This window comes from Nonomuraea sp. NPDC049129 (genome assembly GCF_040648495.1).
GTDB lineage: Bacteria > Actinomycetota > Actinomycetes > Streptosporangiales > Streptosporangiaceae > Nonomuraea.
This window is the reverse complement of record NZ_JBEZDU010000003.1, coordinates 351936-377285: the sequence shown is the minus strand read 5'-3', so window position 1 is coordinate 377285 and position 25350 is coordinate 351936. Positions and strand designations below refer to the sequence as shown.

Below are 25350 nucleotides of genomic sequence, written 5' to 3'. Positions count from 1 at the left end.
CAGGAGGTTGGAGTTTCGTTTCCTTTTAGCGGCGACAATGTATGCAAACGGTGGTACTGGCGCAGAGAAAAGACCTCAACCGGCGCTGATTCGGTGGCGGAAAACCCAATAAGTCCAGCTCTGGTAGAGCACCACCAGCGGCAGGAAAATCGCCGCGATCCTGGTCATGATGCCGAGCGTCTTCGGCGTCGAGGCCGCGTTCTGGAGGGTCAGGCTGTAGGCCGGGTTGACCGTCGAAGGCAGAACGTTGGGATACAGGACCGCGAACAGGCAGATCACGGTCACGCCGACGGCGACCGCGGACAGCAGGAACGCCCACCCCTGACGGCCCTTGGCGACGGCCCCGAGCGCGGCCACGAAGGAAAGAGCGGCGAGGGCGGCCAGGATCACCGTGCCGGGCCCGCCGCCGTGGAACTGCGTCCAGACCAGGAAGATCACCGCGAGCAGGGCCGCGACGCCGCCGCTCTGCAGCGCCAGCGTGGTCGCGCGCCGGCTGATCTCGCCGCTGGTCTTCAACGCCACGAAAACGGCGCCGTGCGTGACGAACAGAAACAGCGTGGTCAGCCCGCCGAGCAGCGCGTACGGGTTGAGCAGATCCCCGACCGTACCGACGTAGTCGTGATGGGAGTTGAGCCGCACGCCCCGCACGATGTTCGCGAACGCGACCCCCCACAGCAGCGCGGGCACGAACGAGCCGATCGCGATGCCCGCGTCGCACCACCGCCGCCACGTTACGGAGCTCCGCTTGCCGCGATACTCGATGGCCACTCCGCGCACGATCAGCGCCAGCAGGATGAGCAGCAGCGGGACGTAGAACCCGCTGAACAGCGAGGCGTACCACTCGGGGAAGGCGGCGAACGTGGCGGCGCCCGCGGTGATCAGCCACACCTCGTTGCCGTCCCAGACGGGGCCGATCGTGTCGAGCATCGCCTCGCGTTCGGCGTCGTTCCGCGCCATGACGTGCAGCAGCATGCCGACGCCGAAGTCAAACCCCTCCAGGACGAAGTACCCGACCCACAGGATGGTGATCGCCACGAACCAGATCTCGGTGAGCTCCACTACCCGATCCCCCTAGTAGGCGAAGGACGTCTCGCCGCCGTCCTGCGGCTCGGCACCGTCGGCGGGCGGCGGGGCCGCTCTGCCGTACTTGATCATGAGACCGACCTCCACCAGGGCCAGCGCGCCGTACAGGGCGGTGAAGACGATCAGCGAGGTGAGTACGGTCCCCGCGCCGACGCTCGGTGAGACGCCACGCGCGGTCTTCATCTGGCTGAAGACGATCCACGGCTGCCTGGCCATCTCGGTGAAGATCCACCCGAAACTGTTCGCGAGGAAGGGCAGTACGACCGACCAGACGGCGGCCTTCCAGGCCCAGTCCTTGCCGTGGATCCGTCGTCCACGAGTCATCCAGAGCAGGAGGAGCGCCACCAGCGCGGCGAGCATGCCGAAGCCGATCATCAGCCGGAAACCCCAGTAGGCGACCGGGATGTAGGGACGGTAGTCGCCCGGTCCGAACCTGCGCTCGTAGTCCGCCTGGATGTTGTTGACCCCCTCGACCTTGCCGCTGAGCGAGCCGGTGGCCAGCTGGGACAGCAGGCCCGGGATCTCCAGCTGGTAGATCGGCTTGGTGCCGTCCAGCGTCCCGATGGTGAACAGGGAGAACGGCGCGGGCTGCCGTGTCTCGTAGAGCGCCTCGGCGGCGGCCATCTTCATCGGCTGGGTCTGCGTCATGATCTTGCCGAGCAGGTCCCCGGAGACGAGGGTGCCGAGCGCGCCCAGCAGTACCGCCGCGATGCCCAGCCGAAGCGACGGACGAAAGACGTCAACATCCCGCTTTCTAGCCAGATGCCAGGCGGAAACCGCCATGAAGATCACGCCACCGGCCAGCCAGCACCCGAAGATCGTGTGCGGAAAGGTGGCCAGCAGCACCTTGTTGCTCAACACGGCCCCGAAGTCGACCAGCTCAGCCCGCCCGTCGAGCCGGAAGCCCACCGGCCACTGCATGAACGAGTTTGCGGCCAGAATGAAGTAGGCGGACATCATTGTGCCGAACGCGACAATCCAGATGCACGCGAGATGCACCTTCTGCGGCAATCGCTCCCAGCCGAAGAGCCACAGCCCCAGGAATGTCGACTCCAGGAAGAACGCCAGCAGCGCCTCCATCGCGAGTGGCACCCCGAAGATGTCGCCGACGAACCTGGAGTAGCTACTCCAGTTCATCCCGAACTGGAATTCCTGCACAATCCCCGTCACCACGCCCATGGCGAAGTTGATGAGGAAAAGCGTCCCGAAGAACTTGGTGGCGCGAAGGTAGGCCACCTTGCCGGTCCACACCCAGGCCGTGTTCAGGATCGCCACCAGCAGTGACATCCCTATCGTGACGGGCACGAACAGGAAGTGGTACACCGTAGTGACCCCGAACTGCCAGCGTGCGAGATCCACGGCATTCATGGCCACTACTGTACGTATCCGACCATGCCCAGTGCGTCATGACACACTGGGCCGGAAGTAGCGTACTCGCGCGGGGTCAGTCCCAGGTGGGGAGGTGCTGCTCGGGATAGCGGGCGCCGAAGCCGCCGGTCGGGAGGATGTCGGCGATGCGCTTCAGATCGGTGTCGTCGAGGGTGAGGTCGGCGGCGGCGACGTTCTCCGCCAGGCGCTTGGGGTCGCGGGTGCCCGGGATGGGGACGATGTCGTCGCCCTGGGCGAGGAGCCAGGCCAGGGCGAGCTGGGCGACCGTGGCGCCCTTGGTGGCGGCCAGGTCGGCGAGCTGGTCGGTGGCCGCCACGTTCTTCTCGTAGTTGCCGGGCTGGAAGCGGGCGTCCCAGACTCGCATGTCGGTGGCGTCGTACTCGGCGCCGGGCTTGGCCTGGCCGGTGAGGAAGCCCCGGCCGAGCGGCGAGTAGGGGACGAACCCGATCCCGAGCTCGCGCAGGACGGGGAAGAGGGATTCCACCTCGCGCTCGAACAGGCTGTACTCGGTCTGCAGAACCGACACGGGATGTACGGCGTGCGCGCGGCGGATGGTGTTGGCGCCCGCCTCGCTCAGGCCGAAGTAGCGGACCTTCCCGGCCTCGACGAACTCCTTGACCGTCCCGGCCACCTCCTCGATCGGCACACTGGGGTCGACGCGGTGCTGGTAGAGCACGTCGATGACGTCGACACCGAGGTAGCGCAGGCTGTTGTCGACGACCTCGCGGATGTGCTCGGGACGGCTGTCGACGCCGCCCTCCCGGGTGCCGGTGAAGTCGAACCCGAACTTCGTCGCGATGACCACCTCGTCCCGCACCGGTGCGAGCGCGGCCCCGACGATCCGCTCGTTCTCGCCCTGTCCGTAGAGCTCGGCCGTGTCGAAGAACGTCACTCCCAGCTCGTGGGCCCGGCGGATCGTCGCGGCCCCCTCCTCCTTGTTCGAGGGTCCGTACGCCAGGGAGATCCCCATCGCGCCGTATCCCAGAGCCGACACCGTCAGGCCCTGTTGTCCGAGATTTCGCTGCTGCATGATGCGCCTCTGTTCCGAATGTTAGAAGGCTCTTACATAAAGTAAGAGTACTCTAACATCTGGAAGAGGGGACAATCGTTCGCCGTGAGCAGTCCAACGACACCGCAACGCGGTTACCACCACGGCGACCTGCGCGCCGGTTTGATCCGCGAGGGCATCGCACTCCTGGCCGAGATCGGCGTGGCGGGTTTCTCCGTGTCCAAGGTCGCCGCCCGCGCGGGTGTGTCGTCGGCGGCGCCCTACCGCCACTTTCCCGATCGCGAGGCTCTGCTGGCCGCCTGCGCGGCCGCCATCGTCGCCGACATCGCCGACCTCCTGGCCCAGGCGGCCGAGCAGGCGGGGCCCGATCCGGTCGACCGGCTCGCCGCCACCGCGGGCGCGTACACCCGCTATGCCCTGGACCATCGCGCCGGCGTCGACCTCGTCTACTCGTACGACTTCGGCGCCCCCTACAAGCAGACCGTCCAGGAGCAGGGCCGCCGCCTCATGGACACCCTCATGGCCCTGACCTCGGCCGCCCTGCCCGACGACGTCTCCTGGGCCGAGACGACGGACTTCGTCTACGTTCATCTGTCCATGGCGCACGGCTACGCCACGCTGGTCCCAAGAGACGCCCGGCCACCGCAGGAAATCGACAACCTGGCCACCCGCGCCGTCACCGCCGCCCACGACCACATCACCGGCTACCTCTTGCGCCTGCGCGACCGGTGAGACCCCCTGACGAAGCCCCTAAGGCATGATCACCGTCGTCAGGCGTCAGCCTTCGTCCGAACGCTCCCGGGCACGGTTCATCCGCAGCGCTTCGGCGAGCTGGTCTTCCAAGATGACGATGCGGCAGGCGGCTTCGAGGGCGGTGCCCTGGTCGACGAGCTCGCGGGCCCTGGCCGCCAGACGTAGTTGGTAGCGGGAGTAGCGACGGTGGCCACCGCTGGAGCGTTGCGGCTCGATCAGTTTGGCGGCGCCCAACGCGCGTAGGAAGGCGGCGGTGACGCCGAGCATCTCCGCGGCCGCGCCCATGCTGTAGGCGGGGTAGTCCTCATCGTCGAACCGGTCATTGGCTTTGCTGGGTGCGAGTGTGGGGTCGCTACGCGCTGGAGATGTTTGATCCATAAATGCCTTCCGCATGCGTCAGGGGGCCCCGGCGCGCATTGCGCCGGGGCCCCGAAGAGGTTCAACACCATCTACCGGCCATCTGGCCGGTCTACTGTCGTCCGCATCAGCCGTAGTGGACGGCCATGACGCGGGGATCGCGGATGCGTGACCGTGTACCACCTTCCCATCTGTGGAACTCCGGTACCCGAGCGGCGAGTGATCAGCCGGCAGCGGGCGATCCCGATGGCGTTCAACACTCCCTTCTCTTACTCGAACTTCTTTTCCTACTTCTCGTGTGGCAGCACGTCCACGGCCAGGGCCCCTTGCCACTGCGCTGGCCCCGTCAGTCCGACCTGCTGCCATCACCTGGTATTTCGTCAAACTCATCCGGGCAGTTCGTCGTGGTGCTGGGGTCTTCGTGTTCTGCCCGGTTGGATCCGTTCCTTGCGATGTCAGAAACTCTAGCTTCCGTCATCGCGAATGTCTACCGCAGCCACTACAGATTTTCGGCAGCCGGTGGAGCAGGCCCTGAGCTCGTGGTTGATCGTCTTCGCGGTACGGAACGGGCGCCACGCGCGTGCGACACTCGGGGGTGACGGGCCCGCCGAGCCGTCCCGGCGGCAGCTGGACGGCCACCGCCGCCGGGTCAGGCGCGCAATGTGGGAGGCCTCAGCGTGAGCGTGCAGCGTTCGCAGCCGTACCGGCACTTTGACACGGCGCTGATCCGCGCCACCGCGCACGGGACTGAATTGGATCTCCCTCCATGGCCCGAGCCGGATGTCCCGCCGCCCCCTCAGCCGTATGTCGCGCCGCGTCCCGAGCCGGATGTCCCGCCGCTCCCTCAGCCGTATGTCGCGCCGCGTCCCGAGCCGGATGTCCCGCCGCTCCCTCAGCCGTATGTCGCGCCGCGTCCCGAGCCGGATGTCCCGCATGTCCCGCTGTCGCGCGAACTGGATGACGAGGCCGCCGTTGAGCGGTGGTGTGAGTGGCTCGTCCAGGTCTGGGCGCGGGAATCTGTGGCAGCGGCTGTCTCGCTGGCCAGTCCGGTTCTGGCGGCCCAGATCGAGGCAGTCTGCGCGGGCCGTCGGCCCCGGCCCGGTCGCCTCCGGCGTATGGCGCTGTCACTGGCCCGGTATCTGGTGCGGATGCGCGGCCGAGCCACGCCGTTCGGGACGTTCGCGGGCGTGGCCCCGCTCCGCTTCGGCGCGGCGCCGGAGTACCTGGCCGGAGCCCCGCGTACGCGGACGACCGCGGACGGGGTGTGGCTGGCCGCGGTGATCGCCCGGCTGGAATCGGACCCGGAGCTGCGGCATCGCCTCCCGGTCATGGTCAACGATCTCGCGTTCGTACGGGGGGAGCGCCTCGTGGTGCCCTGGCAACCGCACGCGGGCGATCCGGCTCGAAGCGAACTGACGGAGGTGTCGGTACGGCGCAGCGCTGCCGTCCGCACGGTCATGGAGCTGGCCCAGGCACCCGTTCGGGCCGGTGACCTGGTCGACGGGCTGGCCGTCACGTTCCCCGCTGCCAGGGTCCCGGCGATCGAGGCGATGGTTGCGGAGCTGGTCACGTGCGGGGTGCTGATCACCAGCCTGCGTCCTCCTTCGACCAGCGTCGACGGGCTCGCGTACGTGCTCGACCGGTTGCGAGACACGGCGGCGGACTGGCCCGGCGACGCCACCCCGCAGGGCCAGGTACGAAAGGCCGACCCGCAGGACCAGGCACAAGAGACCGTCCCGCAGGACCAGGCACAAGAGGTCCCGCAGGATCAGGCGCAAGAGGTCCCGCAGGACCAGGTAGAGGCCGTTCCGCAAGGCCGGCTACGAGAGGCCGTCTCGCAGGATCAGGTACAAGAGGCCGCCCTGCTGGGCCGGGAATCCGAGGTTAGCTCGCTGGGCCGGGGGTTGGAGGTTGCCGGGCTGGTTCGGGAACTGCGGGCGATCCACGTGGGGCTGCGGGCGGCCGACCGCGCGACCGGCGCGACCGGCGAGGCCGCCGTACGGGCCAGGCGAGCGGTCGGGGAGCGGATGCGGGACGTGGTGCCGGTCGAGGTCGCTCAACCGCTCGCGGTTGACCTGCGGCTGGGCGGCACCGCGGTACTTCCTCGGGAGGTGGCTGCCGAGGCCGAGTCCGCCGCCGGGGCGTTATGGCGGCTGACGCCGGACCCGTCCGGGCATCCGGCCTGGCGGGAGTACCACGTCATGTTCCTGGACCGGTACGGGGTCGGCGGCGTCGTACCGATCGAGCAGCTCGCCGATCCCACGGCGGGGTTGGGGTTTCCTGGCCATTACGACGGGCCGGCCGTCCCCGCGCCTCTGTCGCGCAGGGATCAGCGCCTGCTGGCCCTGGCGCAGCAGGCGGCCCTGGACGGCGAGCGGGAGATCGTACTGGACGACGCCGCGATCGAGGCTCTGGCGGCGGACGGGATGGACGGGGCGCGACCGCTCCCGTACATGGAGCTGGTCGCCGAAGTCTGCGCGCCCACCGCCGACGCGCTGACCGCCGGAGCCTTCACCCTGACGGTCCTCGCCGTCGACGGCACCGCGGCCGGCCTGGCGGGCCGCTTCACCGATCTCTTGCAGGACGGCGACGGACAGGACGGCGACCCGCGTGACGGCCTCCCGCGTGATCGCGACCGCGACCAACAGGACAGTGACCGGCAGGCCAGTGATCGGCAGGACAGTGACCGGAGGCCGATGGTCGGTGTCTACAGTCGGTTGCCCGTTGCGGTGGACGGTGCCGTGCCGGTGCAGTTGTCGTTTCCGGCCCGGCATCCGCGCGCCCAGGACGTCGCCCGTACCCCACCCCTGTTGCCGGAGCTGATCACCCTGGCCGAGCACCGTGCCGGCCCCCACGGGCGGATCCCCTGGCGGGATCTGGCGGTCACGGCGGACAACGACCGCATGTACCTGCTGTCGCCGTCGCGGCGGCAGGTGGTGGAGCCGGTGCTGAGCAGTGCGGTGGCGCGGCATGCGATGCCACCGATCGCGCGCCTGCTGTTCGAGATCCCGCGTGCTCGGGCAGCTGTGGTGTCACCCTTCTCCTGGGGGGCGGCGGCGTGTCTGCCGTTCCTGCCGCGAATCCGCTACGGCCGCAGCGTGCTCGCGCCCGCCCGATGGCGCATCTCCACCGACGTCCTGCCCGGGCCGGACACCCCGTGGCCGGAGTGGGTGCGGGCCATGACAGCACTGCGCGCCCGCCTGCGGCTGCCCGCCGTCGTGTCCGTGGGTACGGCGGATCGCCGGCTGCGCCTGGATCTGGACGAGCCCATGAGCCTGGCGCTGCTCCGCGCCCACCTGGCCGGCGCCGGCGAGGCCGTCGTCGTGTCGGAGGCGACGGGACCGGCGGACCACGGCTGGTTCGGCCGCCGCGCGCATGAGGTCGTCATCTCGATGGCCGCCACCGCGCCGCCCGCCCGTGCTCCCGCCGCCGTGACGGTGCCGGGGCCGCTGCCGCTGGTCGGGCGGGAGGACGGGGTTCTGCCTGGGGCGCGTGTCCTGTACGCCAAGCTGTACGGGGATCCCGGTGTTGTCGACACGATCCTCACCAAGCACCTGCCCGACCTGCTTGAGACCTGGGATGAGCCGCCGATGTGGTGGTTTGTGCGTTACCGCGACCCTCGTCCGCACTTGCGGTTGCGCCTGCACCTGGCCGGTGAGCACGACTACGGTCCGTCCGCCGCCCGGGTCGGGGCGTGGGCCGCCGAGTTGCGCGGTCGCGGCCTCGTGGGTGACCTGGTCCTGGATACGTACCACCCGGAAACCGCACGGTATGGGGCGGGAGAGGTCCTGGCCGGCGCGGAGGCCGTCTTCGCGGCTGACTCTGTTGCGGTGGTCGCCCAGCTCGCGGCCCTGTCGGCGACGCGCCACGTACACCCGCACGCGCTCACCGCGGCGAGCCTGGTCGATCTGACGGCCGCCCTGATGAGAGGCCAGGCGGCGGGGGCGCGTTGGCAGATCGAGCACCCTCTGACCGGGCATGCTGCCCCGAATGACCGCGAGGTCGTCCGCCAAGCGGTCGGCCTGGCGGACCCGAGCGGGGGCTGGGCAGCGCCTGCGGCTCTCCCGGGCGGGGATCGGGCAGCGCCTGCGGCTCTCCCGGGCGGGGACCGGGCGACGCTCGCGGCTCTCCCGGGCGGCTGGCGGATCGTCAGGGCATGGGAGCATCGGCGGCGAGCCGTGGACGCCTACCTGGACCGCCTGCCACTCGGTGCTCCACGTCTGACCGAATCGTCGGTGGTGGCGTCGTTGCTCCACATGCACCACATACGGGCGCTCGGGATCGACCGCGACGCTGAACGCCGGTGCCGCAAGCTGGCCCGCGCCGTCGCGCTGACCTTCGCCGCCCGCGACGGCACCCCACCCGGCACCGGCGACTGACGCCGCCCGCGACGACACCCCATCTGGTGCCACGAGTGACGCTGCCCGCGACGACTCCCCCCAGACCGCAGTGCATCGGGGCGTGGTCGTGGCTGATATCGCCCAACGCCTCGTGTCCTGACTGATCGCCTGGCGCAGTGGTAGGTATGGACTGTGGCCCCTTTTTTCCGGACCAACAGCCCGGAATTCGACTTCCCGCCGTTCGCCGGGCTGCCGCCGACCCGCTATGTCCTGGCCGCGGCGCCGCGTTCCGGCAGCAATATGCTCGTCCGTACGCTCTGGCACACCGGGCGGGCCGGTTTCGCCGACGGATATCTGGCGGACACCCATGTTCTCGACTATTTCGAGCGCTGGGGATTCGACACCGCCGATCCGGAAGGCCGGGTTAAGGACTATATCGGCCGATTAATGACCTGCCGGACCAGCCCGAACGGGGTTTTCGGCATCAAGGTGCATGGCGAGCACCTGCAAGGGCTCGAAGTCGACCTGGACGAGCTTCTCATGTCACCCCGATACATCTGGCTGCGGCGCAGGGACCGGATCCGGCAGGCCATCTCGTACGTCCTGGCGAAGCAGACCGGCGTCTGGATCGTGGACGGGATCTACCTGTCGACCAGCCGGGCGCAGTCCGAGCCCCACTACGACTACGCCGAGATCCGCCGCCACCTGCAGCACCTCGACGACGAGACGAGGGCGTGGCAGCAGTATTTCGACCGCCGCGAACGCGTCCCCCACGTCGTCTACTACGAGGACATGCTCGCCGACCACCCGGAAACCGTCCGCGGCTGCCTGCGGCACCTGGGCGTCGACCCGCCCGAATCCCTCCCCGAGCCCGGCATCAAGCGCCAGGCGGGTGCGGTCACCGAACGATGGCTGGAGATGTTCCAGCGGGACAGCGCCCAGGACGGAAGCGAAGCATGGGTGAGCGCCAACCGCTAAGGGCCGCTAAAGGCGCCGTTAGCAGCCGTTAGGGGATCGTCGAGCTGAGCGGCCAGCGTCTGATCCGGTACGGCGTCCACCACACGTACCGCCCCACCTGATGCAGCAGGTCCGCCCGCAGATACCGCTCCGTCACCGTCGGCGCCAGGCTCGCCGCCCGCACGCCCCGCAGCAGCGGCGCGATCGCCTCCTCGCGGTTCGGGTTGCGAATGACGAGGCGTCTGAACGAGCCCGTCCGGCGGTCGCGGATCTCGATGAAGCCGGGACCGAGCCGGTAGCCGCACTTCGCGATGTGGAAGGTGTCGCGCCACTCGGCCGCGATGCCGTCCCCGGCGGACCCCGCGTACACGGCCGCCGGAGGGTGCAGGTGACTGAGCGGCCGCCAGCCGGCCGGGCCGACCGACATGCGGAGGGTCCAGTCGACCGCGATCCCGTGGCTGGTCAGCTCGCGGATGACGGCGAGGGCGGCCACCGCCGCCGCGCCGCCCGGGTCGTCCAGATCGACCATGTCGTCCAGCTGGGCGAGCTGGACGCCGTCCGCCGCCAGCCGGGACACGGTCGCGAGGGGGTCGCCGGTGACGTTCACGCGGCCCGCGTACATCCCCCGGACCCGCATGGCCGCCGGGTCGCGATCCTTCCACAGCGTCATCGGTACGTGAGCCGGAAGCCCGGCGACGGTGCTCATCGGGGTGTCCCCACTGGTACCGCAGCCTTCGAGAGTGCCGGTACGAGCGGTTCGCCGCGACTGAGATTCTCGCCGTCGAGCCGCATCAGGTCCTGGTTGGCGACGGCCGGGGCGACGTGGACCGCCTGGCCGGCGTCGCAGAAGATCAGGCCGAGTTCGCGCCAGCGCGCGAGCAGCACGTCGATCCGGTCATCGGTCACGTCCTCGTGCCGGGCCGCGGCCTTGCGTACGAGCGCCGCCGGGCTGTGCGGCGTGTCGAGCAGGCGGAACACCGTCAGCTCCAGCGGTTCGGTGAGGTCGAGCAGGTGCCAGGAGAAGCCGGGCCGGGTGTCGACGAACACGATGTGGTCGCCCAGGTCGCAGTGGGTCAGGCGGCTGCGCGGGTAGGCGTCCGTCCAGGCGGCGACGGCCGCGCGCAGGCGGTCGAGGCAGTCCGCGTCGATGCCGCGGCGCGGGGAGTCGAAGACATAGACGAGGTCGGCGAGCTCGGCTTCGGGCAGATCGTAAATATGCCGATACTGCGCGGCCGGGCGGAGCTCCCCGAAACCCAGCTCGGGCCGGTCGAAGTACGGGCTGAAGCGCTCGACCTTCAGCCGGGTGGCGTTCGACGGCGGCATGAGGTGGACCAGGGCGGGCACCTGGTCGATCACGCTGTCGTAGTCGGCCTCGGACTCCTCCGGGAAGCCGTAGAGGTAGTTCCAGTTCAGGTTGATGCCGACGGTCTCCGCGTCACGCAGCAGCCGTACGTTCAGGCAGCCAGTCACTCCCTTGTCCATCAGGGTGAGCACCCGGCTGCTGAGGTTCTCGATTCCGGGCTGCATGTAGTCGATGCCGGCCGCGCGCAGGATCTCCAGCTGGTCCCGGCGCAGGTTCGACTTGATCTCGTACCCGATCCGCAGGTCGTAGCCGGACTCCTGAAGGCGCGGCGCCATCGACGTCAGGTAGGCCATGTCGAGGATGTTGTCGGTCACCCACACGTCGAGGACCCGATGCCGTTCGACCAGGCTGAGGATCTCCGCCACGAACCGGCCGGGGTCCTTGCTGCGGAACTGCATGAGCGAGCCGTTCAGCCCGCAGAACGTACAGTGGTGCTTCTCGCCCCACCAGCAGCCGCGCGAGCCTTCGACGGTGAGCCGCGGTTCCACCCAGGTGCCCGCGAGGGACCTCGCGTGCTGTTCGAAGTAGTCGCCGAAGTCGGGCGGGACCAGCGCGTCGGGCGGTAGCGGCCGGGCCTCCACCGCGTTCACGACGGACTCGCCGCTCGGCCCGCGCCAGCACAGTCCGGCGATCTCGCTGACATCGCCCCCGTCCCCGCCGTCGGCGCCGATCGCGGAGAGCAGTTGCGGGAAGGCCAGCTCGCCCTCGCCGCGTACGACGAAATCGATGAACGGGAAATTGCGGTGCATCGCCGCGCCCTGCGGACCCTCGCAGTTCGCGCCTCCGAACACCGTGATGGCATCCGGCGCCTGCCTCTTGACCGCGCGTGCCGCCGCGAGGGCCGCGGCGTTCTGCGCGAAGGTGGCGGTGAAGCCGACCACGTCCGGCGTCATGGCCGCGATCCGGGCGGCGGTCTCCTCGATGAACAGCGGCGCCAGTTCGTGGAGTTGCGTCGCCTTGGCGAGCATCGGCTCCGGCACGCTGCCCCCGAGGAACTCGGCGAACTCCGCCACCTTCCACCGAGGCCGCTCGTTCAGCGCCGCCGAGAAGATCCACTCGCTGTGACCGGAGAAGTAGGAGCTCACGAAGGTGTCGTACTCCTCGAACGTGAAGCCCACGTGCTCGTCCACCCAGTCGATGTAGTCGAGCTTGGCATGGACGACGTCGACCTCGGCGTCCGGGAACACGTCGAGGACCCGGCGTTTGAGCACGCCGAGCGAGAGCGACGGCGCGTCGATCGACGACCACGGCATGTCCACCAACACGATGTGCATGGGTTTGTCCCTCATCTCCAGGTCGTACGTCTTACCGGGTCACCACAGGCCGCGCCGGGACAGCGCGCGACGTGCCGCGTCGCTCTCGGCCGTCGGCTCGGCCGCGAACGCCGTGGCCACACGCTCGGAGATCACTCCGCGAGTGACCCCGGCGGGCGTGGCGAAGTACGCGTACGGCACGCTTGCTTGGCCGGTGCCCGGCGTGGCCTCGCCCCAGGAAGTGAGGGAGGCCGGCGCGTACCGGCGCAGGGCGGCGTGACCGCGGCCGGTCTCGACGATCCCCTCGCTCTCGATGACGAACGACAGCGGCTGCTCGCACGCCAGCGCCGCGAACAGGGCGATCATCAACTCGTGGTCCACGGTCTCCCGCAGGATCGCGGCGTCAGCGACCCGCTCCTCTGTCAGGTCGAGCAGGAACGCGGCGAACGCCTCCTCCACCGACACTCCGGCCCCCGAGTACGGGACCAGCCGGAACCTGCTGAAACGCGGCGACCCGAGAAAGCCGTCGAGCAACTCCGCCTCGCCGATGCCAGCCGCGACCAAGGCGGACACGCTGCGCGGGAACGCCGACGCCAGGCTGCCACCCGCACCGAGCCGCCAGATGGTCGAGCGGAACCGGCGGGCGGCGGCGTCGAGCTCGTCAAGGTCGATGGTCTCCAGGCACTCCAGCTCGCCCGCGTCCGCCGCCACGGCCGCGGCGCCGTCGGCGGCGAGCCGCTCCCGCAGCCCGCTGTCGAGCAGCAGCCGCATGATCAGGTCGGCGAGCTGCTCACCGTCGAGGGACCGCGCCACCGAAGTGCTCATCACGTCGTCCCGTCGCGCCATGCGCCTACCAGCGCCTTCAGGCGGCCGTAGTTCCGCCGCGACTTCTCGACCAGCCGCCCGTCGTCGCGGAACATCGGGTCCTCGTAGGTCACGCCGAGCAGGTTGGGGCAGCGCGGCAGCAGGTACTCGGTGAGTTCGAGCTGCTCGTCCAGCAGCACCCCGTGATGCAGGTCGCGGAACTTGCCCTTCACGATCTGGCAGCCGGACAGGTGCAGCTCGCGGCAGCGTTCGAGCGGCAGCGCCTCGATGTCGTCGACCATGTGGCGGCCGGTACGCCCGCGCAGCCACTGGTAGCTGAGCAGGTGGCCCACGTCCAGCGTGACGTGCACGTCGGCGTCGTCGGCGAGCCGCCTGAAGTACCCGAAAGCGTCGAGGTGCCCGAGAACGAACGACCCGCCTTCGGTGAACCCGGGGAACTCGACGTGCAGCGGCAGCTCCAGGAGGCGGGCCGTCTCGGCCACGTTCCGCGTGGCGATCTCCAGGCCCGGCTCGGTCAGCGGCGGCGGCAGCGGGTACGGCAGCGGATAGCCCCGGAGGTTCCAGATGCCAAGGTCCTCGACCACCCAGCGGAAACCGTAGCGAGCCGCGAGTTCGTTGGTGAACTCGGCCGCGGGTCGCCGGTCGTAGCGCTCGGGTGTGCCCATGTTGAACTCGGTCTGATGAAAGGCCCGGCCGAGCCCGGCGGGCAGCGCCTGGAAGAAGCGGTCGTAGGTGCGGACGTAGTCGGCCGCTCGCGGGGTCGCGCGTGAGCGGGGCTGGTAGGCGAAGGCGGCGTACGCGAAGTCGTCGCCATGGCGCTCGGCGAAGGCGCGCACCCGTGGCGTGATGTCCCCGCCGTCGTCCGTCTCCACGAACCCGACGCCCCGCCGGCCGAGCGACCCGCCGCCCCACGGCATGTCCATGAGGAGACCGAACCCCAGCCTGGCTGGGCCGGTCTCGCCGGCCCGCATGGTCCCGGTCGTGATGTCGGTCGTCATGTCGGCCTCCTGACGGGCTCGCCGCCCGCGACCACCGGCGGCGTCTCCCGATGCTCCTCATCCGCGCGTTCCGCGCTCGCGCGTTCTGTGTCCGCGTGTTCCTCATCCGTGTGTTCTGTGCCTGCCGTCGCCTCGACCAGGCGGGCCAGCAACCGCCCTCCCTGGGAGGTGCGCGCCACGAGCACGCCGTCGGCGCGCTGCTCGACGTCGCGCCGCGGCAGCGCGTAGAACCGCTCCCAGACCAGATCGGCCACCAGAATCCGGCGGTACGTGTCCGCTTCGCGCTTCGCCCCCGTGAACCCGGCCGCGTCGACCTCCGCCGGCACCGTCCGTACCCATGGATACGGCCTGACGGCTGCGACGGTGGCTCGGGCCCCGGTGCGGCGGGGCAGGATCGCGCTCACCTTGCCCGGCTTGACCGTGTGAAAGACGCGGACCAGGCGATCGAGCGCCTCCGCCCGAGTGGGCCCGCCGGGCACCGTCAGGGGATGCCCGACCCGCCCGGAAAGGTAGCTCAGCTCCGGATTGCCGGCGAGCGCACCCGAGGTGTCCAACGAAAGGCCGAAGCCGTCCGGGTCCCCCGCCAGCCTGCTGCCGGGCTCGGACACCATGAGCTCCAGCGCGTCGATGCCGATGCGCTCCTGGTTCGCCGCGAGGAAGCGCAGGGACTCCTCGAACTCGGCGGGCGTCTCGTCGAAGACGTACCCCATCACCGAGAACCGCAGGACGATGCCCGCCGCCGCGACATTTTCGACGATCCGCTGGTAGTCGGCCGCCCGCACGCCTCTGTCCATCAGGTCGAGCAGCCGCTGGGAGGTCCCCTCGTAGCCGACCGACATCAGCTCGCACCCCACCTGGGCGAGGCTCCGGCAGAACTCGGGGTCGGCCAGGGTGGCGTCCAGCCTGCTGCGTACGCCGAACCCCACATTGACGCCGCGCTCGCGCACCTCGCGCATCGCCTTCACGATCAGCCGCAGGTTGGTGTTCTCATCGGAGATCGACACGAAGGCCGCGCCCGTGTCGCGGACCACGCTCTCCACGGCGTCGGCGATCTGGCGCACCGTACCCTGCTGGTAGGCGCCCGGCGCGAGGGACCGATTGCCGTACGAGCAGAACGCGCACCGCCCCCAGTAGCAGCCGACGCACGAGATGATCGCGACCTCCATGGTCTCGTTGAGGTACGACCGGACCGGCAGCCCGGCGAAGTCGGGCGGCCCGAGGTCGTGGAAGCGCAGCGTGACCGGCTCCTCAGAGCGATAGGCGGGCGCGGTGCGCGGCAGCCAGGTCATGCCGGGGACCGCGTCCGCCGGGATGTTCCCGTCCAGGGCGTCTAGCCAGCGTTCGAGGGGCTGCTCGCCGGCGGTCCAGCACAGCGCGTCCACCGCGGCCCGTACGCCGGGCAACCGCGCCAGCTCCTCGTGCCGGAGCATCACCTGCTGGCCACCGAGGCAGATCTTGGCGTCCGGCCGCAGCCGCCTGATCCAGGCGGCGATGAGCAGCGCGGGGGCGAGCTGGCTGAAGAACGCCACGGACAGGCCGACCACGCGCGGCCGGTGCCGGGCCAGCAGCGCCTCGACCATGAGATGCAGCCGCTCAAGCGGTATCCCCGACGCGGCGGGCGGCAACCGGGCGGACCGCCGCACCGCGTCGTCGAGCTGGGCCAGATCCTGCCACGTCCGGACCAGGAACGTATCGCGCACCAGCAGCTCGATCGCGTGATGGGCGAGCCTGACCGCACGAGCGGGGCCCAGCTCTCCGGCCGGCTCCTTCCGCAGGACATGCGCACGGAGCTCGTCGACGTATCGGGCCACGACGTCGGCCATCGCCCCTCGGTACCAGGTGCCCGCCCCGTCGTCCGGCTGCTCGCGCACCACGTCGCCCAGCAGTTCCGGATGCGCCAGCAGGTCGTGCAAGAGGGCGATGTTCAGATCGGCCTGGTGGACCCGCCGCCCGTGCCGCCGTAGATGACCGGTGAGATAAGGCAGGCTCAAATAGGGAAAGAACCTGGCTTCGGTCTGCGGCGGAAACAGGAGCAGAACGTCGGCGTCGCGCGATTCCACCGGACCGGCCGACAGCCTCGTCAGCCCTTGGCGGGTAGGTCGCCGGTGTCCTCCGCCGCCTTGTAGGTGTAGGAGTGGTACGACCCGCTGAGCTTGAGCTCGCTGGATTCGATCACCTCAAGCTGGTCCAGCTCGGTGAATTCGTCGTCGATGACCATTTCGGGTTTCACCGCGACCACGGTGCCTCCTCGTGGGAATCTGCCAGGCAGTCTGGCGGTCCCGGCGGCAGTCAGCGCATGGACCGCACCCTTCTTAACCTGTTCAACGATAGTCACGTCATTCCGCACGTCAATAGCCGTCGAAAGCAGCCAAGGGGATGCATCTATTCCGGCCGGACATTAAATCGGGCGGGCCGATTCCAGAATGAATAGTATTCGTCACCCGGCGGTGTGGGTCGAGGCGCTGTGGTAGTCGGTATAGGTATACGGATTATCGAGGATGGTCGTCTCGGGAATGTCGGGGTTCATCCCCTTCTGCCATGCCTCTTCGCCCATCGTCGAGCGCAGATACTCGATCGTCCGATCGGCGGCGCCGCGGGCCGCGGCGAGGTCGACGCCGACCAGGCGGTGCTCGTGCTTCACCACCCGGCCGTTGACCAGAACCGTGTGCACGTCCCCGCGCTGAGCCTGGAACGCGACGTGCCCGTACGGGTTGAGCAACGGGAACGACACCGGCGAAGCCTCGTTCTTGATGAGAACCAGGTCGGCCTTCTTCCCGGCGGCGATGACGCCGAGATCGTCGCGGCCGAGGGCGCGGGCGCCGCCGCGGGTGGCCCACTCCACGACCTGGTCGGCGCGCAGACTGCAGTGCGTGACCGTGTCGCCCCTGGCGTGCGCCTCCAGATGCTGGCGAGAGCGGTCGGCGCCGAGGGTGGCGCGCATGGCGGAGAACAGGTCGCCGCTCCACCAGACGCTGGTGTCCATCGACAGTGACACGGGAATGCCATGGGCGCGGATGGCCCAGGTGGGCGGGTAGCCCTGGCCCGCGCTCTGCTCGCTCTCGGTGGAGACCGAGATGGAGCCGCCGGTGGCGGCGATGCGGTGGTAGGAGTCGGCCGACAGCGACGCGGCGTGCACGTACACGGTCTCGGGCGTCATGAAGCCGTGGTCGTGCATGAGCCGGATGCCGTCGTCGCCGGTGGCGCCCCACACTCCGGCATGGGTGGTGACCGGGACGCCGAGTTCGCGGGCGACCTCGAAGGCCGGCCGCTCGGGGAAGGCGGGGTCGCCCAGGACGTCGAAGGCGAGCTGGAAGCCGAGCAGGTCGTCCCCGGTGATCCGGCGCCGCACGAAGTCGCGGAACTCCGGCGCGCCCGTCCACGCCGCAGGTGGCTGCTGGATGTTGCCGTACGCGAGGACGTACCGGCCGGGCGCCGACTGGAGCGCGTCCACGGCCGCGTCGGCGTGGTCGACCGTCTGGAGACCGTGCGACCAGTCGACGACGGTCGTGACCCCGGCGTCGACGGCTTCGAGCGCGGCCAGCAGGTTGCCCGCGTGCACGTCCTCGGGCCGGAACAGTTTCCCGTGCTCCAGGTAGTACCAGACGAAGTACTGCGTCAGGGTCCAGTCCGCGCCGTAGCCGCGCATGGCGGTCTGCCACATGTGCCGATGGGTGTCGATCATCCCGGGCATGACGATGCCGTCGCTCGCGTCGATCTCGACGGCATTGTCCGGCATCTGCAGATCGGGCCCCACGGCCGCGATCCGGTCGCCGGCGACGAGGACGTCCGTGCGGGGGAGCACCTGCCGCCCTTCGTCCATCGGGAGCACGGTGCCGCCGCGCAGCACCACGGGCCGTCCGTCCATCGACTCCATCGCCCTCTCCTTACCGCCTCGCGCCGCGTTGCCGAACGAGTGTCCGCTGTACGGTCAGCGCAACTCTAGAAGCGCGGCAGAGGATGTCAAGCAGAGGATTTCCCGGTTAGAGTGCAACGGACCAATGTCCGTTGAACGGACGACGGAGGGTGAGTCAATGAGTGATGGGCCGCTGTCAGGTGTTCTGGTGGCCGACTTCTCCCGGATCCTGGCCGGCCCGTACGCCACGATGCTGCTCGCGGACATGGGCGCCGACGTGGTCAAGGTCGAGGGCCCGCAGGGAGACGACACGCGTACGTGGATGCCGCCGGTGCGCGAGGGCGTGTCGACGTACTATCTCGGCGTCAACCGCGGCAAACGGTCGATCGCGCTGGACCTGCGCGACCCGGCCGACGCGGCGGTGGCCAGGGAGCTGGCCCGCCGCGCCGACGTGCTGATCGAGAACTTCAAGCCGGGCGGGCTGGCCAAGTTCGGCCTCGACTTCGCGTCCGTACGGGCCGCCAACCCGGGCGTCGTGTACGCCTCGATCACCGGGTTCGGCTCGGGCGCCGGGCGCGACGTGCCGGGCTACGACCTGATGGTCCAGGCCATCTCCGGCCTGATGAGCCTCACCGGCGACGCGGACGGGCCGCCGTACCGGGCCGGAATCTCGGTCTTCGACGTCATGGCGGGCAACCACGCCGTCATCGGCATCCTGGCCGCGCTGCGGCACCGCGACGCTGCGGGGCAGGGGCAGCTGGTCGAGGTCAACCTGCTGTCGTCGGCGCTCACCGGGCTGGTCAACCACAGCTCGGCGTACGTGGCGGGCGGCACGGTGCCGTACCGGATGGGCAACGCGCACCCGAGCGTGTTCCCGTACGAGCCGCTGCCGACCGCGGACAACGACCTGATCATCGCCGCGCCCAACGACGGGTCGTTCCGCCGGCTCTGTGAGGTCCTCGGCATCCCGGACGTCCCCAGCGACCCACGGTTCGCGCGCAACGTCGACCGAGTGGCGCACCGCGAGGAGCTGCGGCCCATCCTCGTCGAGCGGCTGGTCAAGCGGGGCGCCGTGGAGTGGTTCCAGCTCCTCGTCGAGGCGGGGGTGCCGAGCGGGCCGATCAACACGATCGACGGGGGCTTCGCGATGGCCGAGCGCTTCGGGCTCGACCCGGTCGTGGCCGCCGGGGAGGGCGAGCGCGCGATGCCGACGACACGGCATCCGATCAGGTTCTCCGAGACTCCGGTGAGCTACCGGCTACCACCGCCCGACCTCGACGAACACGGCGAGGAGCTGCGCGCATGGCTGACTCCGTGAACGGCGGTTACCCTACGGCGCTCGGCGCGTCGACGCCCACGTCGATCACGCTCCTCGGCCACGACCTGGCCGATGAGGTCATGGGCAAGGTCGGCTTCGGCGAGCTGGCCTTCTGGCTGGCCACCCAGCGGCGGCCGACGCCGGGCGAGACCCGCGTGTTCGAAGCCGTGCTCGCCGCGCTGGCCGACCACGGGTTCACGCCCACGGCGATCGTGACCCGGCTGACGTACCTGTCCGCGCCCGACTCCGTACAGGGCGCGCTGGCGGCCGGGCTGCTCGGCGGCGGGTCCCGCTTTCTCGGGGTCACCGAGGACAGCGGCCGGTTCCTGCACGACGTGCTGACCTCGCTCGACGGCCCGCCGCCGGACGACGACGCCGGGTGGGACGCCGTCGCCCTGGACGTCGTGTCGGCCCAGCGTACGGCGGCGCGGCGCATCCCCGGCCTCGGCCACCACGTGCACAAGGAGGTCGATCCCCGGACGCCGCGGCTGTTCCAGATCGCCGAAGAGGAGGGGCTCCTCGGGCCGCACCTGTCGCTGTTCGCCGCGATCGGCCGCGTTCATCCGCGGGTGCTGGGCCGTACGTTGCCGCTCAACGGGGCCGGGGTCTGCGGCGCGGCGCTCGCCGATCTGGGGTTGCCAATGGAGCTGCTGCGCGGGTTCGCGTTGCTGGCGAGGACGGCGGGGCTGATCGGGCAGCTGGCCGAGGAGCTGCGCCGCCCGGTGGCCAACGAGATCTTCCTGTCGGTCGACCTGAACCACCGGTCCGTCTCACCCGAGCCACATCCCCCAGGAGGTTCGCATGGCTGAACTGGTCGCGGTGATCGCGTCCACCCACCATCCCTTCTTCTACCGGGCCAGCACCGCCACCGGGGAGGACCGCCCGCCGTTCGCGGACGAGTGGGTACGCAAGGTGGAGGCGTTCCGGGAGACGCTGACCCGGGCCCGCCCGGACGTGCTGGTGATGGTCGGCTCGGACCACTTCCACCAGCTGTGGCTGGACAACATGCCGCAGTTCCTGGTCGGCAAGGCCCCCTTCTACGACGCGAACTTCTACAACGAGGAGCGCGAGTTCGGCCTGCCGAGGATGCTGTTCAAGGGCCAGGAGGACCTGTCGGCGTACGTGCTGCGGCAAGGCATGGACGCCGGGTTCGACCTGGCCTTCTCCAACGAGCTGCGGATCGACCACTCCATCACGTGCCCGATCATCACGCTCCGGCCGCAGAACGACCTGCCGATCGTGCCGATCTACACCAACATCTTCGCGCCGCCGTTACCGCGCCCGGCCAGGTTCGTCCAGCTCGGGAGGACGATCCGGCAACTGGTCGAAGCGTGGCCGGCCGACAAGAGGGTCGCGGTCATCGGCACCGGGCACCTGTCGCTCGAGCTCGGCGGGCCCCGCCAGTTCGGCCCGCACGGGCCGGACCCGGAGTTCGACCAGAAGGCCGTCGGCTGGATCGCGTCCGGGGACATCGAGGGCTGCCTGGCCGAGGTCACGCTGGACAGCCTGTGGACGCCGGGCAACGCCACCCACGGGTTCATGGACTTCATGTTGATGATGGGCGTCGCGGGCGAGGGCAGGAAGGCCGACTACGTCGACACGTACGACCTGTTCCACACCATGGAGGCCTACTTCACCTGGTATCCCACCGGAGGCGGCTCATGAGCAAGTACCTGCTCGACAAGTTCCTGTTCACCGTCGACCGCGATCCCGAGCTCGTCGAGCGCTACCGCGAGGACCCGCGCGGCACGGTGGCGATGTGGGAGACCGACTACGCCAACCGCATCCTCAACTGCCACGACGGCGAGTCCTCCACCTGGCTGCGGTTCGACGACGTCGAGCGCGAGGCGCTGGCCACGCACGACTATCCGGCGCTGTTCGGGCTGGGGGCGCATCCCTTCCTCACGCTCACGCTGTTCATCGCGATGTTCGAGCGGGACCACGAGCCTCTGGGATTCCAGCTCGAGTACGCCCAGCGGCTCGCGCACTTCGCCATGCCCTATCCCGACATCGCCACCTGAGCCGCTGGGGTGATCATGAGGCGGTGACCTCGGGCACCGTCTCATACTGCGCCCAGTCGGCGCTGATCGCGCCGGCCGTGGTGAGCAGCAGCGGCAGGTATTCCTGGGTCAGCTTCCGTACGGAGGTCTCGGCGGCGTGCACGTTGACGTTGACGGACGCGATGACCTCGCCGAGCCCGTTGCGCAGGGGCGCGGCCACCGATCGGATGCCCAGCGAGAGCTCCTCGTCCGTGAGCGCCCAGCCCTTGGCCCGCACCACCCGCAGCGCCGCGTCGCGCTCCTCCGCGTCCGGCTCCCAGCGCGGCTGGATGCCCGAGCGGCTCGGCTCGGCCAGGACCCGGCCCACCTCAGCGGGCGGCAGCGCGGCGAGCAGCACCTTGCCGAGCGAGGTCTGCAGGGCCGGGAACCGCGTCCCGATCTGCACCCGAAGGGCGACGATCTTCGGCACGGCCACCCGGGCGACGTACACGATGTCCGACCCGTCGAGTTGGGCGATCGAGGAGGACTCGTTGGTCTGCTCGACCAGCCGCTCCAGATGCGGCCGGGCGACCTCCCACAGACCCATCGAGCGCACGTACGACATGCCGAGCTCGAGCACGCGCGGAGTGAGTGCGAAGCCACCCTGTTCGGCCCGCGCGTATCCCAGCTCCTGCAGGGTCAGCAGGATGCGCCGGGCCGTCGGACGGGCCAGCCCGGCCGCGGTGGCCACCTCGGTCAGCGACATGCTCGCCCGTCCCGGCTGGAACACTCTGATGACATCGAGGCCACGGGCCAGCGCCTCGATGAAATCGGGTCCGGTCTCGGCGCGCGCCATGGGAGGTCTTCCTCTGCTCGGTTGTCCGCATGGCGGCGGCGTCCCGGCCGTGGCACCTGCGGCGAATCGCCTGATTATATCAGCGGGCGACCGCCAGTCGGACAGTTGTCCGAGCAGACTGGTTCTAACCGCCGATCACCCCGAAGACGGCGATGGAGACCGCGTAGCAGAGCGCGATCACGACGACGCCCACCACGTTCGCGCGGGCGGAAGTCGTCCGGCCGGGTACGAGCCATCCCGCGAAGACCCTGTTCACCAGCGGCATGGCCAGCCACGTCAGGACAGTGACACTCAACACGTTGCTGAGGAACATGGCGAGATATCCAGGCAGGTGCGCCATCGCGAACCCACGGACCGCTGTCAGGTTGAGGATCATCACCGTGGGATAGAGAACGAGCAGCACGGTCATGGCCTGTTTCCAGCTCGGCGGGGCGCCGTCTCCCGCTTCGCGGCCGAACTGGAACCAGCCGCTGAACGCCGACTGGACCTTCCGCACGTCGTAGTCGACGAAGTAGTCACGACCCTCCTCCAGCAGTTTCGCGCGGCTGTCGGACCCGAGCCATTCGTCCAGATGCTCACGCGTGTCGTAGCGCAGCAGCACGACCCAGCGATCCTGAACACCACTCACGGGCTCGAACTCCTCGGTGCCCATGAAGCCCGCGAACCTCTCCTGCGCTTTACGGACCTTCTCCTGCCAGCGCGCGAAGTCGGCCTCGCGTCCCGGCCGCACATTGTGCGAGATCACCGCCGTGACGGCTTCCCGGACCGCCGTCCCCCCGGCGAGAACCTCCTGCGACGCGGGCTCCTCCAGCATCGGGCGAACCTCGTCGAGCAGTTTCCGCCGCACCTCGGAATCAAGCCACGCGGTCAATTGCCCGATGCTGGAGAAGCGAAATACGACGACCCATGAATTCTGCTCGCCGGCGATCGGCGGATAAAGCTCGGTGCCCTCGAACCCGGGGAAACCACGGGCGATCTCAGTCGTCTTTTCCTGCCACCGCTCATAATCATTGTCGCGGCCTTGGCGAACTGTCGAGGAAATAACCACGGTCGCGCCCTGACCGTCGGGACTGTGGCCACCACCAGGCTTCATAAGGCCGAGTGTAGTGCAGCAACGCCCGGGTAAGGAGCAGGATGCGGCGGTTGACCAGATCGGCGAAGGGCCGAAACTTCAACCGCCTTTTACGGATCGGAGGGTTCGGAATGGACTCCAAGGATTTCATGGCGGAAGCGGTACGGCTCGCTATCGAGTCCGTAGAGAACGGTTGGGGCGGCCCTTTCGGTGCGGTCCTCACCAACGATGGAGAAATCATCGCCCGAGGGCAGAATCGCGTCCTTCTCACCGGCGACCCCACGGCCCATGCCGAAGTGGAGACCATCCGCAAGGCCATTCAGATCTTGAATTCCCGAGCCCCCTCCATACCGGAGAGCCAACAGAACGAATCGACACTGGAGCTCGTGCCACGCCCTAAGGGATCCCCGGATCTCATGCCGGAGCGGGCCCGGATGCTCATGGGATACACGCTCTACAGCAGTGGCGCCCCTTGCCCGATGTGCATGAGCGCCATCTACTGGTCACGTATCGACAGGGTCTACTTCGCCTTCGACCTGGCGGCGACGAAGAAGATCGGCTTCGACGACGAGTTCCAGTACCAGGACTTCACCCGGCCTCTCGACGAGCGAAGGATCCTGATCCAGCAGGCTCAGCCCGAACTCGGCGCCAAGGCCTGTGCGGCGTGGATGAACAAGCCCGACCGGCACCCGTACTGACCGGGTTGTTCAGGTGATGGTGATACGGCCGCTCCAGGTCGCGGCCGCGGCGCGATAGATCGTGAACAGCCCACTGTCGAAGTACGGGGAGACTCCCGTGTCGTAACGGCCGTCGCCGTCGGTGTCGGAGACGCCGGTCGTGATGCCGTTGAGATAGCCGAGGCCCTGGTCGTCGCGGTAGCTCTGCAGCCAGGAGGAGCCGAGGGAGCCTTCGCCGGTGAACGGCGAGTCGACGCCGACGGGCTGGTCGGCGGGCGGATCGGAGAGCTTCATGACAAAGGTCTGCCCGGTGGATCGCTCGAGGGTCGCGCCGGTGTAGGGCCGAGTCCCGTCGGGGTGGGGACCGGCTGGATAGCCGAAGACGTCGACGGCCGTCGTCGTCGTCTGGTCGATCGTCTGATTGAAGGCGAGGCCCTGCGCGCCGACGATGTCCGCCAGCCTCCCATTACTGGTCAGCGCTCCTGAGGCGGAGGGGACGACGCCGTAGTAGACGTTCACGAAGGCGAAGTCGCGGTCCTGATCCCTGTACGTCGTGAAGTCGTAGTGGGTGAACGCCTGCTTTCCGACGTACAGACCGAACGGGGTGGCGCCCTCGGAGTAGCCGGGCACGAAGGCCCACTTGTCGACCGTGGCCGAGGCGCCCTCCATGTCGTACACGCAGTGCGCGTCGGTGGCGACGAGGTTGCGGTACGCCGACTGGACGGCGGTGCCCGAACACCAATGCGGCTGACCGTCGGCGCCGACGAAGAACACCTTCCCCGAGGTCTGAGGCAGCTGCCCTTCCGCCTCCGGAGGCACCGGCACCACCAGACCGGGCTTACCGGACGGAACGACGGCGTCGGACGTGCGTTCCCCGTGGATCTCGGCCGGTGGGGCGTAGGGCGTGGCGCTCTTGAGGTTGGCGCCCCCATCGGCGAGCCAGAACGTCGCGACCTGCTGCCCACCCGCCATGCTGGCCAGCGGGGCCGACACCACGTCCGCGGCCTGAGCGGGCGTGGCGACGGCGGTGGCGCCCAGCAGCCCTACGCCGACACCTAGCGCGAGCAGCTTGCGTCGGATCATCGATCATCCCCGTTCCGTTGTGGCGCGTCCATGACGGCCTCATCAGCATGGAAAGCCGGTCTGGATCGACCAGCACCAAGATCGTAATCCGCGCGGGTCGTCTCGGGAAGACCTAATGCGAACTTATGTTCGACATTATGTGGAGCGTCAATTGCCACGGCTCGCACCAGAAGGCCACACGGCCT

General features: G+C 69.2%; 22 protein-coding genes. 8 read left to right on the top strand and 14 right to left on the bottom strand.

All coding sequences use genetic code 11. From position 1 onward, the window contains the following. Nucleotides 1-75 precede the first annotated feature (75 nt). The 3 genes from cydB to AB0B64_RS11140 form a co-directional block, all read right to left on the bottom strand. Complete coding sequence (gene cydB, locus AB0B64_RS11150; RefSeq protein WP_357938478.1) at nt 76-1059, bottom strand: cytochrome d ubiquinol oxidase subunit II; 984 nt, start codon at nt 1057-1059, stop codon at nt 76-78. A 12-nt stretch (nt 1060-1071) separates the two neighbouring features. Continuing rightward, complete coding sequence (locus AB0B64_RS11145; protein ID WP_358176544.1) at nt 1072-2451, bottom strand: cytochrome ubiquinol oxidase subunit I; 1380 nt, start codon at nt 2449-2451, stop codon at nt 1072-1074. 76 nt (nt 2452-2527) lie between these two features. Next, entirely contained in the window at nt 2528-3502 is a 975-nt protein-coding gene (locus AB0B64_RS11140; protein ID WP_357938482.1) for an aldo/keto reductase, read from the bottom strand. Nucleotides 3503-3586: 84 nt separating this feature from the next. Between AB0B64_RS11140 and AB0B64_RS11135 the strand changes: the two genes are divergently transcribed. Further along, entirely contained in the window at nt 3587-4213 is a 627-nt protein-coding gene (locus tag AB0B64_RS11135) for a TetR/AcrR family transcriptional regulator (RefSeq protein WP_358176541.1), read from the top strand. A gap of 45 nt (nt 4214-4258) precedes the next feature. Here the strand turns inward: AB0B64_RS11135 and AB0B64_RS11130 are convergent, their stop codons facing one another. Beyond that, complete coding sequence (locus tag AB0B64_RS11130) at nt 4259-4612, bottom strand: helix-turn-helix domain-containing protein (RefSeq protein ID WP_358176538.1); 354 nt, start codon at nt 4610-4612, stop codon at nt 4259-4261. A 656-nt stretch (nt 4613-5268) separates the two neighbouring features. On the opposite strand from AB0B64_RS11130, the gene AB0B64_RS11125 reads away from it, so the two are divergent. Together AB0B64_RS11125 and AB0B64_RS11120 are read left to right on the top strand one after the other, a co-directional pair. After that, the gene (locus AB0B64_RS11125; RefSeq protein ID WP_358176535.1) at nt 5269-8970 is read left to right on the top strand and encodes a thiopeptide-type bacteriocin biosynthesis protein; all 3702 of its coding nucleotides are present in this window, start codon (nt 5269-5271) and stop codon (nt 8968-8970) included. A 153-nt stretch (nt 8971-9123) separates the two neighbouring features. Beyond that, nucleotides 9124-9909, top strand: a complete 786-nt coding sequence (locus AB0B64_RS11120; RefSeq protein WP_358176533.1) for a Stf0 family sulfotransferase — start codon at nt 9124-9126, stop codon at nt 9907-9909. Nucleotides 9910-9937: 28 nt separating this feature from the next. Here the strand turns inward: AB0B64_RS11120 and AB0B64_RS11115 are convergent, their stop codons facing one another. The 7 genes from AB0B64_RS11115 to AB0B64_RS11085 all read right to left on the bottom strand — a co-directional run bounded on the left by AB0B64_RS11115 (nt 9938) and on the right by AB0B64_RS11085 (nt 18201). Beyond that, on the bottom strand, nt 9938-10594 hold the full coding sequence (locus AB0B64_RS11115) for a DUF5825 family protein (RefSeq protein WP_358176530.1): 657 nt from the start codon (nt 10592-10594) through the stop codon (nt 9938-9940). Then, on the bottom strand, nt 10591-12525 hold the full coding sequence (locus AB0B64_RS11110; RefSeq protein WP_358176527.1) for a RiPP maturation radical SAM C-methyltransferase: 1935 nt from the start codon (nt 12523-12525) through the stop codon (nt 10591-10593). The genes AB0B64_RS11115 and AB0B64_RS11110 overlap by 4 nt, the downstream gene beginning before the upstream one ends. 39 nt (nt 12526-12564) lie before the next feature. Then, a complete protein-coding gene (locus AB0B64_RS11105; protein WP_357938492.1) occupies nt 12565-13329 on the bottom strand; it encodes a hypothetical protein in 765 nt (254 codons plus the stop codon). After that, nucleotides 13329-14327, bottom strand: coding sequence for a DUF692 family multinuclear iron-containing protein (locus AB0B64_RS11100; protein ID WP_357938494.1), 999 nt, complete (start codon nt 14325-14327; stop codon nt 13329-13331). The genes AB0B64_RS11105 and AB0B64_RS11100 overlap by 1 nt, the downstream gene beginning before the upstream one ends. Beyond that, nucleotides 14324-16387, bottom strand: coding sequence for a radical SAM protein (locus AB0B64_RS11095; protein WP_358176524.1), 2064 nt, complete (start codon nt 16385-16387; stop codon nt 14324-14326). Before AB0B64_RS11095 ends, AB0B64_RS11100 begins: the two co-directional genes overlap by 4 nt. Before the next feature lie 20 nt (nt 16388-16407). Further along, nucleotides 16408-16566, bottom strand: a complete 159-nt coding sequence (locus AB0B64_RS11090) for a hypothetical protein (RefSeq protein WP_357938498.1) — start codon at nt 16564-16566, stop codon at nt 16408-16410. Between the two features lie 198 nt (nt 16567-16764). Next, nucleotides 16765-18201: an amidohydrolase family protein gene (locus tag AB0B64_RS11085; RefSeq protein ID WP_358176522.1), complete on the bottom strand. Its 1437-nt coding sequence runs from the start codon at nt 18199-18201 to the stop codon at nt 16765-16767. 157 nt (nt 18202-18358) lie between these two features. On the opposite strand from AB0B64_RS11085, the gene AB0B64_RS11080 reads away from it, so the two are divergent. Genes AB0B64_RS11080 through AB0B64_RS11065 form a run of 4 tightly spaced genes read left to right on the top strand, consistent with a single transcriptional unit; the run spans nt 18359 to nt 21519 of the window. Further along, nucleotides 18359-19498 carry a CoA transferase gene (locus tag AB0B64_RS11080; protein ID WP_357938502.1) on the top strand — a complete coding sequence of 380 codons (1140 nt, stop codon included), beginning with the start codon at nt 18359-18361 and terminating at the stop codon, nt 19496-19498. Then, nucleotides 19483-20307, top strand: a complete 825-nt coding sequence (locus tag AB0B64_RS11075) for a citryl-CoA lyase (RefSeq protein WP_358176519.1) — start codon at nt 19483-19485, stop codon at nt 20305-20307. Before AB0B64_RS11080 ends, AB0B64_RS11075 begins: the two co-directional genes overlap by 16 nt. Continuing rightward, on the top strand, nt 20300-21163 hold the full coding sequence (locus AB0B64_RS11070; RefSeq protein ID WP_358176516.1) for an extradiol ring-cleavage dioxygenase: 864 nt from the start codon (nt 20300-20302) through the stop codon (nt 21161-21163). Before AB0B64_RS11075 ends, AB0B64_RS11070 begins: the two co-directional genes overlap by 8 nt. After that, nucleotides 21160-21519, top strand: a complete 360-nt coding sequence (locus AB0B64_RS11065; RefSeq protein ID WP_357938508.1) for a hypothetical protein — start codon at nt 21160-21162, stop codon at nt 21517-21519. The genes AB0B64_RS11070 and AB0B64_RS11065 overlap by 4 nt, the downstream gene beginning before the upstream one ends. 13 nt (nt 21520-21532) lie before the next feature. Here the strand turns inward: AB0B64_RS11065 and AB0B64_RS11060 are convergent, their stop codons facing one another. Together AB0B64_RS11060 and AB0B64_RS11055 are read right to left on the bottom strand one after the other, a co-directional pair. Beyond that, nucleotides 21533-22333, bottom strand: coding sequence for an IclR family transcriptional regulator C-terminal domain-containing protein (locus tag AB0B64_RS11060; protein ID WP_357938510.1), 801 nt, complete (start codon nt 22331-22333; stop codon nt 21533-21535). Between the two features lie 124 nt (nt 22334-22457). After that, nucleotides 22458-23426 carry an antibiotic biosynthesis monooxygenase gene (locus tag AB0B64_RS11055; protein ID WP_358176513.1) on the bottom strand — a complete coding sequence of 323 codons (969 nt, stop codon included), beginning with the start codon at nt 23424-23426 and terminating at the stop codon, nt 22458-22460. A 110-nt stretch (nt 23427-23536) separates the two neighbouring features. On the opposite strand from AB0B64_RS11055, the gene AB0B64_RS11050 reads away from it, so the two are divergent. Then, nucleotides 23537-24103, top strand: a complete 567-nt coding sequence (locus AB0B64_RS11050) for a nucleoside deaminase (protein ID WP_358176510.1) — start codon at nt 23537-23539, stop codon at nt 24101-24103. A gap of 9 nt (nt 24104-24112) precedes the next feature. Here AB0B64_RS11050 and AB0B64_RS11045 read toward each other — a convergent pair whose 3' ends face one another. Beyond that, the gene (locus tag AB0B64_RS11045) at nt 24113-25165 is read right to left on the bottom strand and encodes a hypothetical protein (RefSeq protein WP_358176507.1); all 1053 of its coding nucleotides are present in this window, start codon (nt 25163-25165) and stop codon (nt 24113-24115) included. Between the last annotated feature and the right edge of the window lie 185 nt (nt 25166-25350).

What these genes read in the sequence shown, in the direction of transcription:
- AB0B64_RS11145 (WP_358176544.1), bottom strand. Translation starts at nt 2,451, where the DNA reads ATGAATGCCGTGGATCTCGCACGCTGGCAGTTCGGGGTCACTACGGTG.
- AB0B64_RS11140 (WP_357938482.1), bottom strand. Translation starts at nt 3,502, where the DNA reads ATGCAGCAGCGAAATCTCGGACAACAGGGCCTGACGGTGTCGGCTCTG.
- AB0B64_RS11130 (WP_358176538.1), bottom strand. Translation starts at nt 4,612, where the DNA reads ATGGATCAAACATCTCCAGCGCGTAGCGACCCCACACTCGCACCCAGC.
- AB0B64_RS11115 (WP_358176530.1), bottom strand. Translation starts at nt 10,594, where the DNA reads ATGAGCACCGTCGCCGGGCTTCCGGCTCACGTACCGATGACGCTGTGG.
- AB0B64_RS11110 (WP_358176527.1), bottom strand. Translation starts at nt 12,525, where the DNA reads ATGCACATCGTGTTGGTGGACATGCCGTGGTCGTCGATCGACGCGCCG.
- AB0B64_RS11105 (WP_357938492.1), bottom strand. Translation starts at nt 13,329, where the DNA reads ATGAGCACTTCGGTGGCGCGGTCCCTCGACGGTGAGCAGCTCGCCGAC.
- AB0B64_RS11100 (WP_357938494.1), bottom strand. Translation starts at nt 14,327, where the DNA reads ATGACGACCGACATCACGACCGGGACCATGCGGGCCGGCGAGACCGGC.
- AB0B64_RS11085 (WP_358176522.1), bottom strand. Translation starts at nt 18,201, where the DNA reads ATGGAGTCGATGGACGGACGGCCCGTGGTGCTGCGCGGCGGCACCGTG.
- AB0B64_RS11080 (WP_357938502.1), top strand. Translation starts at nt 18,359, where the DNA reads ATGAGTGATGGGCCGCTGTCAGGTGTTCTGGTGGCCGACTTCTCCCGG.
- AB0B64_RS11075 (WP_358176519.1), top strand. Translation starts at nt 19,483, where the DNA reads ATGGCTGACTCCGTGAACGGCGGTTACCCTACGGCGCTCGGCGCGTCG.
- AB0B64_RS11070 (WP_358176516.1), top strand. Translation starts at nt 20,300, where the DNA reads ATGGCTGAACTGGTCGCGGTGATCGCGTCCACCCACCATCCCTTCTTC.
- AB0B64_RS11065 (WP_357938508.1), top strand. Translation starts at nt 21,160, where the DNA reads ATGAGCAAGTACCTGCTCGACAAGTTCCTGTTCACCGTCGACCGCGAT.
- AB0B64_RS11060 (WP_357938510.1), bottom strand. Translation starts at nt 22,333, where the DNA reads ATGGCGCGCGCCGAGACCGGACCCGATTTCATCGAGGCGCTGGCCCGT.
- AB0B64_RS11055 (WP_358176513.1), bottom strand. Translation starts at nt 23,426, where the DNA reads ATGAAGCCTGGTGGTGGCCACAGTCCCGACGGTCAGGGCGCGACCGTG.
- AB0B64_RS11050 (WP_358176510.1), top strand. Translation starts at nt 23,537, where the DNA reads ATGGACTCCAAGGATTTCATGGCGGAAGCGGTACGGCTCGCTATCGAG.
- AB0B64_RS11045 (WP_358176507.1), bottom strand. Translation starts at nt 25,165, where the DNA reads ATGATCCGACGCAAGCTGCTCGCGCTAGGTGTCGGCGTAGGGCTGCTG.